General features: G+C 69.8%; 14 protein-coding genes. 9 read left to right on the top strand and 5 right to left on the bottom strand.

The genetic code is table 11. From position 1 onward, the window contains the following. The first annotated feature begins 15 nt into the window (after positions 1-15). The gene (locus B0I32_RS26320) at positions 16-792 is read left to right on the top strand and encodes an alpha/beta fold hydrolase (protein WP_106244279.1); all 777 of its coding nucleotides are present in this window, start codon (positions 16-18) and stop codon (positions 790-792) included. Here the strand turns inward: B0I32_RS26320 and B0I32_RS57890 are convergent. Together B0I32_RS57890 and B0I32_RS26325 are read right to left on the bottom strand one after the other, a co-directional pair. Then, entirely contained in the window at positions 789-950 is a 162-nt protein-coding gene (locus B0I32_RS57890; RefSeq protein ID WP_181307793.1) for a hypothetical protein, read from the bottom strand. The two genes, B0I32_RS26320 and B0I32_RS57890, sit on opposite strands and share 4 nt — an antisense overlap. Before the next feature lie 104 nt (positions 951-1,054). Further along, positions 1,055-2,200 carry an acyl-CoA dehydrogenase family protein gene (locus B0I32_RS26325; protein WP_106244393.1) on the bottom strand — a complete coding sequence of 382 codons (1,146 nt, stop codon included), beginning with the start codon at positions 2,198-2,200 and terminating at the stop codon, positions 1,055-1,057. Between the two features lie 229 nt (positions 2,201-2,429). On the opposite strand from B0I32_RS26325, the gene B0I32_RS26330 reads away from it, so the two are divergent. From B0I32_RS26330 to B0I32_RS26355, 6 genes are all read left to right on the top strand, one after another. Beyond that, a complete protein-coding gene (locus B0I32_RS26330) occupies positions 2,430-3,809 on the top strand; it encodes a hypothetical protein (RefSeq protein ID WP_146178326.1) in 1,380 nt (459 codons plus the stop codon). Continuing rightward, positions 3,806-4,723 carry a class F sortase gene (locus tag B0I32_RS26335; RefSeq protein WP_181307795.1) on the top strand — a complete coding sequence of 306 codons (918 nt, stop codon included), beginning with the start codon at positions 3,806-3,808 and terminating at the stop codon, positions 4,721-4,723. Before B0I32_RS26330 ends, B0I32_RS26335 begins: the two co-directional genes overlap by 4 nt. Before the next feature lie 138 nt (positions 4,724-4,861). After that, a complete protein-coding gene (locus tag B0I32_RS26340) occupies positions 4,862-6,172 on the top strand; it encodes a hypothetical protein (protein ID WP_106244286.1) in 1,311 nt (436 codons plus the stop codon). 5 nt (positions 6,173-6,177) lie between these two features. Beyond that, the gene (locus B0I32_RS26345; RefSeq protein WP_106244288.1) at positions 6,178-6,942 is read left to right on the top strand and encodes a class F sortase; all 765 of its coding nucleotides are present in this window, start codon (positions 6,178-6,180) and stop codon (positions 6,940-6,942) included. A gap of 23 nt (positions 6,943-6,965) precedes the next feature. Then, positions 6,966-7,721, top strand: coding sequence for a hypothetical protein (locus B0I32_RS26350; RefSeq protein WP_146178329.1), 756 nt, complete (start codon positions 6,966-6,968; stop codon positions 7,719-7,721). Positions 7,722-7,778: 57 nt separating this feature from the next. After that, on the top strand, positions 7,779-8,924 hold the full coding sequence (locus B0I32_RS26355; RefSeq protein WP_106244293.1) for an acetyl-CoA C-acetyltransferase: 1,146 nt from the start codon (positions 7,779-7,781) through the stop codon (positions 8,922-8,924). Between the two features lie 441 nt (positions 8,925-9,365). Here the strand turns inward: B0I32_RS26355 and B0I32_RS26360 are convergent, their stop codons facing one another. The 3 genes from B0I32_RS26360 to B0I32_RS26370 form a co-directional block, all read right to left on the bottom strand. Beyond that, the gene (locus tag B0I32_RS26360) at positions 9,366-9,725 is read right to left on the bottom strand and encodes a MerR family transcriptional regulator (RefSeq protein WP_106244295.1); all 360 of its coding nucleotides are present in this window, start codon (positions 9,723-9,725) and stop codon (positions 9,366-9,368) included. A gap of 10 nt (positions 9,726-9,735) precedes the next feature. Continuing rightward, complete coding sequence (locus tag B0I32_RS26365; protein ID WP_106244297.1) at positions 9,736-11,187, bottom strand: serine hydrolase domain-containing protein; 1,452 nt, start codon at positions 11,185-11,187, stop codon at positions 9,736-9,738. A gap of 70 nt (positions 11,188-11,257) precedes the next feature. Further along, positions 11,258-11,719, bottom strand: coding sequence for an Lrp/AsnC family transcriptional regulator (locus B0I32_RS26370; RefSeq protein ID WP_106244299.1), 462 nt, complete (start codon positions 11,717-11,719; stop codon positions 11,258-11,260). 94 nt (positions 11,720-11,813) lie between these two features. Here B0I32_RS26370 and B0I32_RS26375 point away from each other — a divergent pair, with 94 nt between their 5' ends. After that, a complete protein-coding gene (locus B0I32_RS26375; RefSeq protein WP_219912018.1) occupies positions 11,814-13,028 on the top strand; it encodes an APC family permease in 1,215 nt (404 codons plus the stop codon). Positions 13,029-13,097: 69 nt separating this feature from the next. Then, positions 13,098-14,969, top strand: a complete 1,872-nt coding sequence (locus B0I32_RS26380; protein WP_106244304.1) for an acyl-CoA dehydrogenase family protein — start codon at positions 13,098-13,100, stop codon at positions 14,967-14,969. The last annotated feature ends 133 nt before the right edge of the window (positions 14,970-15,102 follow it).

Below are 15,102 nucleotides of genomic sequence, written 5' to 3' on the forward strand. Positions count from 1 at the left end.
TGATTAGCTGGCGCCATGGAGCTGGCCTTCGAACGACGGGGCACCGGTGCGCCACTGGTTCTCATCCACGGCATCGGCCACCACTGGCAGGGGTGGCTGCCGGTCATGGACCGGCTGGCCGCCGCGCACACGGTGATCGCGGTCGACCTGCCCGGTTTCGGGGTCTCTCCGGGGCTGCCGCCCGGCATCCCCTACACCGCCGAGACGCTCGCCGACGCCGTCGAGTCGTTCTGCGCCTCAATGGGCATCCGCGAGCCCGCCGTGGCGGGCAACTCGCTCGGCGGCTACATCGCGCTGGAGCTGGCCTCGCGTGGCGTCGTCCGTACGGCGGCCGCGCTGTCCCCGGCCGGCTTCTGGTCGCGGCCCGAGCTGCTCTACTGCCAGTCCGTGCTGCGCGCCATGCGTGCCTCGGCCCGCTCGCTGCCTCCTGAACAGCTCGCCATGACGGCCGGCAACCGCCACCTGCGCGCGGTGTCCGCGGGCCTGCTGGTCGCCCGGCCCTCCCGGCTCGACCCCGCCGCGCTCGTCGCCGCCACCCAGGCGCTCGGTCAGGCCGTCGGCTTCGAGGAGACGCTGGAGTCGTTCGGGGGCCTGATGCCGCCCGCGCCACCCAAGTCACCGATCACGATCGCGTGGGGCGAGCACGACCGGCTGCTGCTCCGCCGCCAGGCCGTACGCGCGGCGCGCTGGTCGGGGCAGCGGGTCAAGCTGCTGCAGGGCTGCGGTCACCTGCCGATGAGTGACGATCCCGCGCTGGTGGCCCGGGTGATCCTGGAGTCTTCGGCCCGCTAGATCTTGGTCTGGCCCCAGAGCATCAGCATCACCAGCACGAACACGATGACCACGCCGGCATAGCCGACGGGGCCCAGGCGGAACGCCCGGCGCACGCGGTTGAGACCCCAGGCGAACAGCAACGCCAGGAAAACCAGGAGGATCAGGCCGCCGTCCATGGTGTCCAGTATGCGGTGCGAACGGGCTCACCGCGCGGGGACGGCACGGAAGCGGCATGACCGCGCGAGCGCGCTGACCCCCGCGCCCGCGCGTCGGCCCCGCCTCAGAATCCGAAAGAGCGGCCGATGATCTCCTTCATGATCTCGGTGGTGCCGCCGTAGATCGTCTGGACCCGGCTGTCCAGCCACGCCTTGGCGACCGGGTACTCGGTCATGTAGCCGTAGCCGCCGTGCAGCTGCAGGCAGCGGTCGATCACCTTGGTCTGCAGCTCGGTGGTCCACCACTTGGCCTTGGCGGCGTCCACCGCCGTGAGCTCCTTCGCGTTGAGCGCGGTGATGCACTTGTCCACGTAGTGGCGGGCGATCTCCGTCTCGGTGGCCAGCTCCGCCAGGACGAACCGGGTGTTCTGGAACGAACCGAGGTTGCGCCCGAACGCCTGGCGCGTCCTGCAGTACTCGACGGTCTGCTCCAGCACGACCTCGGCCGCGGCCACCGCCGCCACCGCGATCGACATGCGTTCCTGCGGCAGGTTGTTCATCAGCTGGAAGAAGCCCTGGCCGTCCTCGGGGCCGAGGCGGTTGGCGACGGGCACCCGTACGCGGTCGAAGAACAGCTCGGCCGTGTCCTGGGCCTTCATGCCGATCTTGTCCAGGTTGCGCCCGCGGGCGAACCCCTCCATGCCCCGCTCCACCACCAGCAGCGTCACGCCCCTGGCGCCCGCCTCCGGATCGGTCTTGGCCACCACCACGACAAGATCGGCGTTCACCCCGTTCGTGATGAACGTCTTCTGCCCGGTGAGCACGTAGTGGTCGCCGTCGCGTTCGGCCCTGGTCGTGATGCCCTGCAGATCGCTGCCGGCCCCGGGCTCGCTCATGGCGATCGCCGTGATCAGCTCGCCGCTCACGAAGCCGGGCAGCCAGCGCTGCTTCTGCTCGTCGTTCGTCAGATCCACGACGTACGGGGCCATGACGTCGTTGTGCAGGGAGAAACCGAGACCGCTCGCGCCGCTTCTGATGATCTCTTCGACGATCACCGCGTTGTAGCGGAAGTCGGTGATGCCCGCGCCGCCGTACTCCTCCGGCACCGAGAACCCGAACATGCCCAGTTCGCCGGCCTTCTTCCAGACCTCGCGCGGGACAATGCCCTCCTTTTCCCACTGCTGATGGTGCGGCACGACCTCGCGGGCCATGAATTCGCGCACGGTCTCCCTGAACAGCAGGTGCTCTTCGTCGAAGAGGTCTCGCCGCATGTCGCCTCCGGGGGGACAGAACTCCATTCTGTTAGCGCCAGGTATACCCCCTTTCGTGGTGCGGGAGGAGCCTGTGGACACGGGTTCATCACAAGTGCCGGAGGAAGCGGCATTCGGTATGTGTTGCGGGTGTTTAGGACTCTAAGATCTACCCTCGGTCTATTTGTGGGTGATCGGAGTCTCCGTGAGTCGGTGGCACAAGGCGTTGATCGCCGCTTCGATTGGGTCCGTGGTGACGTTAGGCGTCGTGGTGCTTCCCGGCGTACCCGCTTCCGCCGCGCCGGCCGACCTCGTCATCGACTACACCTGCACGTCGGACGGCAACACCAGCAGCATCGTCCGGCACGGCGCGGTCAAGCTGCGGACCAACCTCACCTTCGCCACCGATCTCGCGGTCGGCGGCCCGCTGAACTTCGCCTGGAAGCTCGCCTACACCGGCTCCGACCCCAACCGGCTGCAGTCGCCCGGCTACTTCAAGGCCGGCGGTCTGGTGCACGCCACGGGCCGGATCAAGCTGGAGAAGGACTGGAAGGGCATCCTGGAGCCGCAGGGCGTCTCCGACCCGGCGGAGGCTCTGCGCCCCGACGACGAGCTGCCGCTTCCCGAGCTGATGAACGATCCCGGCCTGACCAACAAGGCGGGCGTCGTCAAGATCACGCCGCAGGACATCGAACTCGACTTCACCCCGCCGGACGGCCCGGTCACCGTCAACGACGGCGACGACGCCGACAACCCGAGCGACATGCAGATCGTCTACAGCGGCATCGCCGACTGGACGCCGCAGACCGGCCTGCCGGGGTCCGAGCACCATGTGCACAACGACCTGCACCACACGACCAAGATGGGCGCCTACGCCGAGCTCAAGTTCGTCGGCACGAGCGTGAAGTACATCGGCCCGACCGACAAGGACGCCGGCCCCGTCAACGTCTACATCGACGGGGCTCTGGTGTCCACGATCGACCCGTCGCGTGACGCCGACGACGACCCTGTCAACCACGACCTCGACGGCGGCAAGACGCTCTACACGATGCCCGCCCAGGACTACGGCCAGCACACCATCAGGGTCGAGAAAGCCACGGACCAGGGTGACATGTGGGTGGACGCGTTCGAGGTGTCCACCACCACGGCCGAGACCCCGACCGGTTTCCACAAGGCGAAGTGCAGCATCGTAGGCACCGCGCCGTCGGTCGAGGTGACCATCGGTGGCGGCACGGACCCGACCGACGACCCCGACCCCACAGACGACCCCGATCCCACGGACGACCCGGACCCCAACGACCCCGACCCGGGCAACCCCGGCAACCCGGACCCGGGCAACAACGGGGTCGGCGATGGGGACGGGCTCACCAACGTGGTCGTGATTCCTCAGGCGTCCGGCACGACCTCGTCCACGCCGAAGAGCACCGGGCCGACCGCGACCAAGTACTACAAAGCGCCCCAGGTGGCCAAGACGCCCAGTGGCGGTGTCGAGACCGGGGTGGCGCCCGATGGGGAGCGGCATCCGTACGGGCTGATGGCCGGCGGTATGGCGCTGGTCATGGGGACCGCCGGTGGTGGGTTGCTCATGCGCAGGAGACGGGCCGAGCACGCGGGAGGAGCGCACTCATGACCGATCAGAACATGCCGGCCGAGAACGCCCCGGATCCGATGGCGCCGGTTCCGATCGCGCCCGATCCGATGGCGCCGGTTCCGATCGCGCCCGATCCGATGGCGTCGGTTCCGGTCGCGCCGGTGCCGGTGGCGCCGACGGAGAAGACGCCGATGCAGAAGGCGCTGCCCGGGCTGCTGATCGCCGGCTCGCTCGGCGGGGTCGGCCTGGTCATGGTGAGCCTGCTCTCGCTGGCGCCGCCGGTGGACGACGGCTCGGGCCCGCGGCCGATGGCGGCGCCGCAGGACGTGCCGACCACGGTCGAGATGCAGAACGCGGGCGCGTTCATCCTGCCGCCCACGGTCGGCCCCGGCGGCAAGAACAAGCCGCTCACCCCGGCCCGCCTCGACGCCCCGCCGCCGCTGGCCGCCGTTCCCGTCATCCCGGCGATCCCCAAGGCCAAGACGAAGACCGCCAAGGCCAGGCCGACCCGCATCAAGATCCCCAAGATCAAGGTCAACTCCGCGATCGGCGGGGTCACGGTCAGCAAGAAGGGCAGGCTCGGCACTCCGCCGCTGAGCAGGCCCAACCAGACCGGCTGGTACAAGCTGTCGCCGGTGCCGGGCGAGGTGGGCCCGTCGATCATCAACGGCCACGTCAGCACCCGCAAGGGCCCCGCCGTCTTCGACCGCCTGCGCGAGCTGGCCAAGGGCGACCAGATCTACGTGTACCGGTCGGACGGGAAGGTCACCCGGTTCACGGTCAGCGGGATCGAGCAGGCCAGCAAGACCTCGTTCCCGACCAAGCGGGTGTACGGGAACACCAACGACTCCCAGCTCAGGCTCATCACGTGTGGTGGGGTCTACAACCGGACGACGCATCACTACACGGACAACATCGTCGTGTACGCAACGTTGTCCAAGAAGAAGGGCTGACCGGAACTTGAGGTCTTTTCACCGGTTTACGGGAAGTTGACAGGGACAGTTCGTAGGATCTCAACCTAACCGTGACCAACGGCTGGAATTCTGGCACGACTGTTGACACTGCTTTGAAACGGAGATGGACCCGTGCTTATGTCCCAGGTGGGGCGCCGCCTCGCCCAGACGACGTCCGCGTTGGGATTAGTAGGCGCGCTGGTCGTCCTCGTTTGCGGCGTCTTCGTCATGGCGACACCGACCACGGCGTTCGCGGCGACGAAGACGTTCTCCTACACGTGTCAATCCGGTGGGCCGTATACGGTCACGACGGGTACACCGCTCACGGTGACGCTGACGGCGCCCACCTCGGTGACGGCAGGTCAGACATTCGATCTGACGGTGGGCATCCCGGCATTGACGCTGGCGACGGGCAGCATTCCGCAGGCCGCCACTACTGTGGCCGTCAATTTGGCGCTGACGCCGTCGGGTGGCACGGTCACTGAGCCGACCACCCCGAAGCCTGGGGCGGCCATCACGGCAAACCAGGCCGCGGTGCCTGCCGGTAGCGCCACTTACAAGGTCGCGGTCAACTCCACCACGACAGGCAAGATCAGCCTGGACCCCGGTGATCTGAAACTCGGCCTCACCTCCGCTACGAGCGCCGCCACGACCAATTGCACCACGACCTCGACCGAGGTCCTGGACGTCCCGATCGGCACCGGGGGCGGAGGCGGCACCGGCACTGACCTCGTCGAGTATGAGTGCGTCGGCCCTGAGGACTCAGATGTCCAAGACGTCGAGATCAAGGTCGAGCTGACCATGCCGACCACTGCCAAGGTGAATGAGCAGTTCGCCATCAAGTGGAAGGGCACCTACACGACGGGCAAGGAGCTCAAGGCGCCCACCACGGGTCAGACGATCCCCGCCAAGATCTTCGCCTACGCATCTCTGACCGGGATCACCGGTCTGACCTCCGCCACCGGTGAAGGCACGACGGGCACCATCACGGCCGGGAGCACCATCCCGCTTCCCACCACCGCGTTCGATATGAAGACCACTGCCAGCACGGCGGGCACAGCCACGGTGAAGCCGGCGGATGTGAACTTCGGCGCCAACACCGCGACCGGCAACAATCCGGCGATCGCGTGCAAGGTCCAGAACGCCACCGAGCTCAAGTCCTACACGCTCACGGTGGGCAGCGGAACCACGAGCCCGAGCCCCACCACGACGAGCCCCACAGCCAGCCCGACGACCACCAGCCCCCGCCCCACCACCACCCGCACCGCCACCCTGACGATCACCCCGTCGAAGACCCGTAAGTCGCAGACCCCCAAGGCGGGCGCTGACACCGGGGCCGGTGGGACGATGGGGCCTGATGGGCGGGTGTTCATTCTGACGGGGACCGGGCTGGTCGCGGTGGCGGCGATCGGTGGGCTGGTCATGCGACGCCGTTCCGTCAAGGGCTGAGCGAGATGTCCGGCTACTACCCGTACGGCGGCGGCCAGCCGAACCAGCCGCCCCCTCCGGCCGACAAGGGCGGCACCGCGTTGCGGACCGTGCTGATCGTGGCGGCCATCGCCGGCGTCGTGACGGTCGTGGCGGGCCTGCTGATCGTCTTCAGGTCGCCCGAGGAGTACGGCCTGGCCAGCAACAGGGACTCCCTGGCGCTGCGCGCGCAGCCGAAGAACACGGGGCAGCCCGAGCAGGCGCTGTTCCAGGCCCCGGCGAACGTGCCGCCGCCGCTGCCGCAGATCAACCCGGCGCCCCCCATGCTGCCCTCGACCCCGATCAGGCTGGTCGTCAAGCGGCTGGGGATCAACGCGCCGATCCGGTCGGTGGGTCTGGCCAAGGACGGCACGATCCAGGTGCCGCCGTCGGAGAACCACAACCTGGTGGGCTGGTACCGGAACATGTCCACCCCGGGTGAGGTCGGTCCGGCCGTGCTGCTCGGGCACAAGGACACCCGGACGCGCGCGGCCGTCTTCTCCCGCCTGCCGGAGCTGAGGCACGGCGACACCATCGAGGTCAAGCGCCAGGACAAGACGACCGCGGTGTTCACCGTGGGCGGGATAGAGCAGGCGAGCAAGAAGACGTTCCCGACCCAGCGGGTCTACGGGAGCCAGGAGAACGCTCAGCTGCACCTGATCACCTGCGGTGGCACCTACGATCGGACCACCGGGCACTACACCGACAACGTCATCGTCTACGCGACGATGACGAGCTCCTATCGAAGCTGAGCGCGGAGGCGGGCATGGGCTGGATGGCGAAGCGGAGACTGCGTACTGGCCCGACGGCGGCCTTGCCCGCCAAACCGGACCTGGACGAGTTGTTGCGCGTCGTCAGGCTCGCCGACCCGGCCGCGAGGCGGGACGGCGACGACATCGTGGCGACCGACGTGCGCGTGTGCGCGCCCGTCGAGGCCGAGGGCGAGCTGACCGGCGGTGAGCTGGAGAAGGTGTGGGCGGTGCGGGTGGCCGCGGAGGGCCCGCTGCCGCTCGACTTCTTCGACCGCTTCCTCGCCGAAGGGCTGGCGTTCCGGCTGGGCGGGCTCGCGGTGTGCCGGGGCGAGGTGAGCGATCCGGCCGACGACGAGGAGAGCGGCCCTGCGGTGATTCTGCCGGTACGTCCCACGCCGGAAGAGCTGGCCCCGCTGCTGGAGCAGGAGGAAGAGGGCATCGCGTTCACGGCGGGCGACATCCGGGCCGTGGTGGTACCGCAGAAGGGCCGGCCGCCGGCCGTGCAGGAGCTGCTGCCGTTCGCGACCGAGCTGACCGCGATCGAGCTGCGCGGCGGCGAGCCGGTCAAGCTGGGGGCGCTCGCGCTGGAGCTGTCCGAGGCTCTGAACGGGATCGCGGTGGACCGCTGGCGCTTCCGGATCGACACGGCGGAGGATCTCCTGTCTCCCGCGTCGGCGGAGGAAGCGGAGGAAGCCGAGGAATCGAAGGGACCCGAGGAGTCGAAGGGTGCCGAGGAGGCGGAGGAGGTCGTACCCCCGGCGGAGCCTGCGTCCGAATGACGTTCTGTTGTACTCTGCACCTAGTAACCGAATAATGCTCGGTTTCCAGGAGGCACTGTGGCAGAGGCGTACATCGTCGGGGCGGTTCGCACCCCGGTCGGCAAGAAGAAGGGCGGCCTTTCCACCGTCCACCCCACTGACCTGGCCGCGCACGCGCTGAAGGCGCTGATCGACCGCACCGGCGTCGACCCGGTCGCGGTCGAGGACGTCATCATGGGGTGCGTCATGCAGTTCGGCCCCCAGAGCATGGACATCGCGCGCAATGCCTGGCTGTCGGCAGGGCTGCCCGAGACCACCGCCGGCGTCACGATCGACCGGCAGTGCGGCTCCTCCCAGCAGTCGATCCACTTCGCCGCGCAGGGCGTCATGTCCGGCACCCAGGACCTGGTCGTGGCGGCCGGCGTCGAGTCGATGAGCATCGTGCCCATGGGCGCGTCGATCACGGCCGCCCTGGAGAAGGGCATGCCGTTCCCGTTCGGCGACAAGTGGGTCGAGCGGTACGGCAAGCAGGAGATCTCGCAGTTCCGCGGCGCCGAGCTGATGTGCGAGAAGTGGGGTTACACGCGGGACGTGCTGGAGCAGTACGCCTTCGAGTCCCACCAGCGCGCCGCCAAGGCCATCGCCAACGGCTACTTCAAGGACCAGATCGCCCCCGTCAACGGGGTCGAGGACGACGAAGGGCCGCGGGCGGACACGACGCTGGAGAAGATGGCCGGCCTGAAGACCCTCAAGGAGGGCGGCCAGATCACCGCGGCCACGTCGTCGCAGATCTCCGACGGCTCCGGCGCCGTGCTCATCGCCTCCGAGCAGGCCGTACGCGAGCACGGTCTCACCCCGAGGGCCCGCATCCACCAGCTCGCGCTCATGGGCGACGACCCGGTCTACATGCTGACCGCGCCGATCCCCGCCACGCAGCGGGCGCTGAAGAAGGCCGGCATGTCGATCGACGAGATCGACGTCGTCGAGATCAACGAGGCGTTCGCGCCGGTGCCGCTGGCGTGGATGAAGGAGATCGGCGCCGACCCGGCCCGGGTCAACCCGAACGGCGGCGCCATCGCGCTCGGCCACCCGCTCGGCGGCACGGGCGCGATCCTGATGACCAAGCTGCTGCACGAGCTGGAGCGCACCGGCGGCCGGTACGGCCTGCAGACGATGTGCGAGGGCGGCGGCCAGGCCAACGTCACCATCATCGAACGGCTGTGAAGGGTGGAGCGCCGCCTCCGGGCGTACGGGGGAGGCGGCGCTCCGCTAACTACCATCCCGGTAGTTGTCTAACGGCCCTTGGGCGGAAGGCGCCGGGGCGGCATGATCGGCCGCTGCGGCATCTTCGGCATCGGGCGCACCACCGGCAACTGGGGCCGGTTCTTCTTGTTTCCTGAGCGAACGCGCATAAGGGAAGCTCCTCTACGTAACTCACGACGCGGCTCGATAGAGGCCGGTCGACATGCTCAGCTGCCGCGTCTCATGGATGGACTGGCTGAGTGGCGGGCGGAAAGCCCCGCGAATTACAGGTAAAGGCGCATGTCCATGAGGCTATGGGGGCCTCGGACGGCCGCGCAACCGAATTAACGGCGAGCCGGATCGCGGGCGGCGTTCAGCCGCGCGCCCGCCTCAGGCTGTCAGCCGCGCACCCGGCTCAGGCTGTCAGCCGCGGGCCTGGCCCGCCGCGATCACGCTGTCGAGGGCCGCGCGCGACTCGCGCATCGCCTCCATGGCCCGGTCGATCCGGTCGCGTTCGGCCCGCAGCCGCCCCAGCATGTCAGGACAGGTCGGGGCGAGGTGGTCGCTCCCGGCCTCCAGGCAGGGCAGCACGGTCGCGATCATCGTGGTGCCGAGGCCAGCGGAGAGCAGGCAGCGGATCCGGCGCACCACCTCGACGTGGCCCTCGCCGTATTCGCGCTGGCCGCCGGCGCCGCGCTCGGGGCGCAGCAGGCCCTGCTCCTCGTAGTGCCGCAGGAGCCGCTCACTCACACCGGTGCGTCGGACGAACTCCCCGATGCGCACGTGGCCTCCCTCACGCCGGTTCGACTCTCACGTGCCTGTGGGAACTCAGCGTACTCGCATGACGTGGAGTTTCCCGGGACCTCAGCGCACGGAGTCGGGCGGCCGTCACCGCCGCGCCGGCCAGACCGAAGACCGCCACCGTCACGGAGAGGGGCGCGGGGAAGTAGGTGAGCTGCGCCCAGGTGACCGCCCGGCCGTTCACCAGCACCGACACGAGGTCCGGATACGCGGCCAGCACCCCGGCCGGGACGAGCGCGGGCACCAGCCGCGGCGCGATCCGCCACCAGGGCCGGCCGGAGCGCCCGGCGGCCCAGCGGCGCGCCCGCAGCACGCCCATGACGCCCAGCCCGGCCGCGACGAGCGCGAGCGCGCCCAGCACCGCCTCCCAGAGCTGCCGGTCGGCGTCGGGACCCTGCGGCTCGCGGCCCTCGCTCAGGGCCGTGAGGCCGAGCATGATGTCGTACGTCGGGTCGTACAGGGTGGCGTTGTTGGTCATCACGGCGAAGCCGTAGCCGGTCTTGGGGGAGACGGCCTCGACGGCGTTGTAGGTGAACAGGTTGCCCGAGTGCACGAGCTGCCCGCCCTCCTCGACGCCCCACCCCATCCCGTACGGGCGCAGCTTCGTCGGCCGGTGCATGGTCTCCAGGCTCTCCCGCTTGACCAGCGGCCGGCCGTCGCCCGTCTGCGCGATCAGCCACTTGCCCATGTCGGAGGCAGTGGTGATGACCCCGCCCGCGCCGCTGTCGTCGTGGAACCCGTCCAGTTCCGGCCGGGGCAGCCAGGCGCCGAAGAGCGAGGTGTAACCGTTCGCCGGCCGTACGTCGGCGGCGGAGACGGCGCTGGTGCGCATGCCGAGCGGCCCGAACACCCGGTCGCGCAGGTAGTCGCCGAACGTCCGGCCCGAGGCGACCTCCACCAGCCGCGCGGCCAGGTCGTAGTTGACGTTGCAGTACTCGTAGCGGGTGCCGGGGTCGGCGGCGAGCCGGGAGCCGGCCAGGCGGGCGGTGTAGTCGGCCAGGGAGGTGGCGCGTTCGGTCGCGGCGATGTCGATCGTGCGGTCCGACAGCCCCGACGTCTGGTTGAGCAGCTGCCGTACGGTGATGCGGGCCGCACGCGGGTCGGCCATCGCGAACCCGGGCACCTGCGCGGCCACCGGCTCGTCCAGCTTGATCCTGCCGCGCTCCACGAGCGTCATGACGGCCATGGCGGTGAACGACTTGCTCACCGAGGCCACCCGCATGGGGGTGTCGGCGGTGACGGGACGGCCGTCGGAGTCGTGGCCGTAGCCGGCGGCGTGCACGACCTCGCCGCCGTGCGTCACGACCACGGACAGGCCGGGCACCCCGGTGGTCTCCATGGCCTCGCGCAGGTAGGAGTCGACGGCTGCGGGCGTCAGTTCGGCGGGCGCCGCCGTGGCGGAAACGGGGCTGAGGGCGAGAGCGAGGGACAGAAGGAGTTTCACGCTGAAGAACCTAGGAAGACCAGGCCCTCTTCCGTATCCGCCGACCGTCCATGACCACCCCTGACGAAAGTCAGGTCTCGGGCAGCCGCTCGGGGGCGACCTCGCGGACCTGCTGGAAGATCATCGAGGTGCGCCAGCCGACGATCTCCTTGCGCTTGCTCAGCCGGTCGAGCAGGAACCCATGCAGGTGGTCGAGATCCCTGACGCCCACGTGCAGCAGGAAGTCGTCGCCGCCGGACAGCACGTACACGCTCATGACCTCAGGCATGGCGGCCGCCGACGACTTGAACGCGTTGATCACCGCGCGGCTCAGCGGGCGCACCTGGACCGAGACCATCGCCTGGACGCCGCGGTTGAGCGCGGCGGGGTCGATGTCGGCGTGATAGCCGCGGATCACCCCTTTACGGGTCAGCGCCCTGACCCGCTCCAGGCAGGTCGAGGGGGCGATGCCGAGTTGCCTGGCCAGCTCGCGGTTGGACTGCCGGGCATCCGTTTGGAGCAGGCGCACGATCGCCGAATCTAGTTCGTCCATGGTGCCATATTGCCATGCGATTCCGGTCAGGCGTTCGGTAGAGCGGCGGTCAGCCCGAACGGCTGAACTAGTTTCAGGCGTTATGAGTGGACGAATGGGAGCCTGGCAGGGGACGGCGCTGCTGGTGGGCGCGGTGCTGGGGCCGGGCATGCTGGTGCTGCCGCACCTGGCCGCGAGCGCGGCGGGGCCCGCCTCCGTGCTGGCCTGGGCGGGGATGCTCGCGCTGAGCGTGCCCGTCGCGCTGACCTTTGCCGCCCTCGGCTCGCGCTATCCGGGCGGCGGGGGAGTGGCCGCCGTCGTCGGCCTGGCGTTCGGCCGGCCCGCCGCCGCCGTGGCCGGCTGGTGGTTCTACGGCGCCGTGCCCATCGGCACCGTCGCGGGCGCGCTCGTCGGCGGCCGGTACGTCGAAGCCGCCCTCGGCGTGAACGCCACCCTGGCCGCCTGCCTGATCCTGGCGGCCGCGTTCGCGGCCAACGCCGCCGGGCTGCGCACCTCGGGACGGCTGCAGATCGTCATGGTCACCCTGCTCGTCACGCTGCTGGCCAGCGCGGTCATCACCGCCGTCCCGCACGCCGGCGCGGCCAACTTCACCCCCTTCGCCCCGTACGGCGCCGCGGGCGTGGCGGGCGCGGCCGGTGTGCTCATGTTCGCGTTCGTCGGCTGGGAGGCGGCCAGCCACCTGTCCGGCGAGTTCGCCGACGGGAGGAAGGGCCTGCTCCGGGCCACGGTGGTGACCCTGATCGTGATCGGCGTGCTGTACGCGGGCGTCGCCGTCACCTCTGTCGGCGTGCTCGGCGCGGACATGACCGGCGTGCCGCTGACCGCGATGCTGGAGACGGGCATCGGCCCGGCGGCGCGACCGGTCACCGGGGTGGTGGCGGTGCTGCTGTCGTTCGGGGCGGTCAACACCTACATCGCCGGGGCGGCCCGGCTGGGGGCGGCCCTGGCCAGGGACAAGGCGCTGCCCGGCTGGTTCGCCCAGGGCGGAGGGCCGGGCGAGACGCCGTACCGGAGCCTCGGGCTGGTGCTCGCGCTCAGCGTGCCGGTGCTGGTGTGGGGCGCGGACCTGGACCTGCTCATGCGGGCCACCTCGGCCTGCCTGGCCGCGGTCACCTCGGCCGGGGTCGCGGCGGCCGTGCGCATGCTGCCGGCCGGCCGGCACCGGACCACGGCCGTGATCGGGACCGGGATGTCGCTTTTGGGGCTGGCGTCCTGCGGTCTCTACCTGGTGGTACCCGCCGTGCTGGCGCTGGTGGCGGTCGGAGCGCTGAAGGTGAATGCTCGCCGTTCCTACAAAATCGGGCTATAAACGGGCGACAGGGCGCCGTCAGGCGGGCAGTACTCATGAGCACAAGACGGCGCAACGTCGGGAGGTGCGATGACCGAGCCCACCAAGTACGCGGAGTCCAGGGAAGTCGGCGAGCAGGCACGCGAGAAGGAGTGGACGCGTCCCAGCTTCGCCAAGCAGCTCTTCCTCGGTGACTTCCGGCTGGATCTGGTGCATCCGGCCCCGACCCCGCCCGACGAGGCGGCCAAGCGGGGCGAGGAGTTCGTCCGGGCGGTACGGCGCTACCTCGACGCGCACGTGGACCCCGCCCTCATCGAGCGGACCGCCCAGGTGCCGGACGACGTGGTGAAGGGGCTGGCGGAGCTCGGCGCGTTCGGGATCACGATCAAGGAGGAGTACGGCGGGCTCGGGCTGCCGTACCTGTACTACTGCCGCACCCTCATGCTCGTCGGCTCCTACTGCCCGGCGCTGGCCACGCTGCTGTCGGCGCACCAGTCGATCGGCGTGCCCCAGCCGCTCAAGCTCTTCGGCACCGAGGAGCAGAAGCGCGAGTTCCTGCCCAGGTGCGCGGCGGGGGAGATCTCGGCGTTCCTGCTGACCGAGCCCGACGTCGGCTCCGACCCGGCCCGCCTGGGCACCACCGCCGTACGCGACGGCGACGACTACGTGCTCGACGGCATGAAGCTGTGGACCACGAACGGCGTCGTCGCCGACCTGCTCGTGGTGATGGCCAGGACCGGCAAGAAGATCAGCGCGTTCATCGTCGAGGCCGACTCGCCGGGCATCACGGTCAAGCGGCGCAACTCGTTCATGGGGCTGCGCGGCATCGAGAACGGCGTCACCGAGTTCTCCCAGGTCAGAGTGCCGGCCAAGAACCTCATCGGACGCGAGGGCGAAGGGCTGAAGATCGCCCTCACCACGCTGAACACCGGCCGCCTGTCGCTGCCCGCCACGTGCGCGGGCAACGCCAAGTGGGCCGTCAAGATCGCCCGCGAGTGGGGCAACGAGCGCGAGCAGTGGGGGCGCAAGGTCGGCCGGCACGAGGCCGTGGCCACGAAGATCGCCTTCATCGCGGCCAGCGCGTACGCGCTCGAAGCCGTCTGCGAGCTGAGCAGCCGGCTGGCCGACGACCAGCGCAACGACATCAGGATCGAGGCGGCGCTGGCCAAGCTGTACGCGTCCGAGCTGGCGTACCAGGTGCTCGACGAACTGGTCCAGATGAGGGGCGGGCGCGGCTACGAGACGGCCGAGTCGCTCGCCGCCCGCGGCGAGCGCGGCGTGCCCGCCGAGCAGATGCTGCGCGACTCGCGCATCAACCGCATCTTCGAGGGCTCGTCCGAGATCATGCACCTGATGATCACTCGCGAGGCGGTGGACGCGCACCTGTCGGCCGCCGGCGAGCTGATCAACCCCGAGGCGGGCCGCCAGGAACGCGCGCAGGCGCTGCGCCGGGCCGGCCGCTTCTACGCCAAGTGGCTGCCCACACTGGTGGCCGGCACGGGCAACCTGCCCACCTCGTACGCCGACTTCGGCCCGCTGGCCGCCCACCTGCGCTTCGTGGAGCGGACCAGCAGGAAACTGGCCAGGTCCACCTTCTACGGCATGTCCCGCTGGCAGAGCAGGCTGGAGCACAAACAGTCCTTCCTCGGCCGGATCGTGGACATCGGGGCCGAACTGTTCGCCATGACCGCCGTCTGCCTCAAGGCCGAGGAGGACGCCAAGGACCTGGGGCGCAGGCCGTACGAGCTCGCCGACACCTTCTGCCACCAGGCACGACGTCGCGTGGACGAGCTCTTCGACCGGCTCTGGGACAACAGCGACAGCCACGACGTACGCCTGGCGAACTACGTCCTGGAGGGCCGCTACACCTTCGTCGAGGAGGGCATCCTCGACCCGTCGATCGAGGGCCCGTGGATCGGCACGCCGTCGGGCGGGGAGAACGTGCGGCGGAAGATCACCTGACATCCGGTCTAGACCGCATGTGCGGTCTGGTTTCCGCGAGTGTTGCCAAAACGAGACGGACCGGTATAGACCGGCCGCTCAACTCAGGCTTACGCTGGCGCAAACGCGGGCGAGCCGTTACTCGCGCGCCTCA

The organism is Nonomuraea fuscirosea (genome assembly GCF_003001935.1).
In the GTDB taxonomy this organism is placed as follows: Bacteria; Actinomycetota; Actinomycetes; order Streptosporangiales; family Streptosporangiaceae; genus Nonomuraea; species Nonomuraea fuscirosea.

Bases quoted from the DNA above. Each gene is read 5' to 3' on its own strand.
- B0I32_RS26320 (WP_106244279.1), top strand. From the start codon at position 16: ATGGAGCTGGCCTTCGAACGACGGGGCACCGGTGCGCCACTGGTTCTC.
- B0I32_RS57890 (WP_181307793.1), bottom strand. From the start codon at position 950: ATGGACGGCGGCCTGATCCTCCTGGTTTTCCTGGCGTTGCTGTTCGCC.
- B0I32_RS26325 (WP_106244393.1), bottom strand. From the start codon at position 2,200: ATGCGGCGAGACCTCTTCGACGAAGAGCACCTGCTGTTCAGGGAGACC.
- B0I32_RS26335 (WP_181307795.1), top strand. From the start codon at position 3,806: ATGACCGATCAGAACATGCCGGCCGAGAACGCCCCGGATCCGATGGCG.
- B0I32_RS26340 (WP_106244286.1), top strand. From the start codon at position 4,862: ATGTCCCAGGTGGGGCGCCGCCTCGCCCAGACGACGTCCGCGTTGGGA.
- B0I32_RS26345 (WP_106244288.1), top strand. From the start codon at position 6,178: ATGTCCGGCTACTACCCGTACGGCGGCGGCCAGCCGAACCAGCCGCCC.
- B0I32_RS26350 (WP_146178329.1), top strand. From the start codon at position 6,966: ATGGCGAAGCGGAGACTGCGTACTGGCCCGACGGCGGCCTTGCCCGCC.
- B0I32_RS26370 (WP_106244299.1), bottom strand. From the start codon at position 11,719: ATGGACGAACTAGATTCGGCGATCGTGCGCCTGCTCCAAACGGATGCC.
- B0I32_RS26375 (WP_219912018.1), top strand. From the start codon at position 11,814: ATGGGAGCCTGGCAGGGGACGGCGCTGCTGGTGGGCGCGGTGCTGGGG.
- B0I32_RS26380 (WP_106244304.1), top strand. From the start codon at position 13,098: ATGACCGAGCCCACCAAGTACGCGGAGTCCAGGGAAGTCGGCGAGCAG.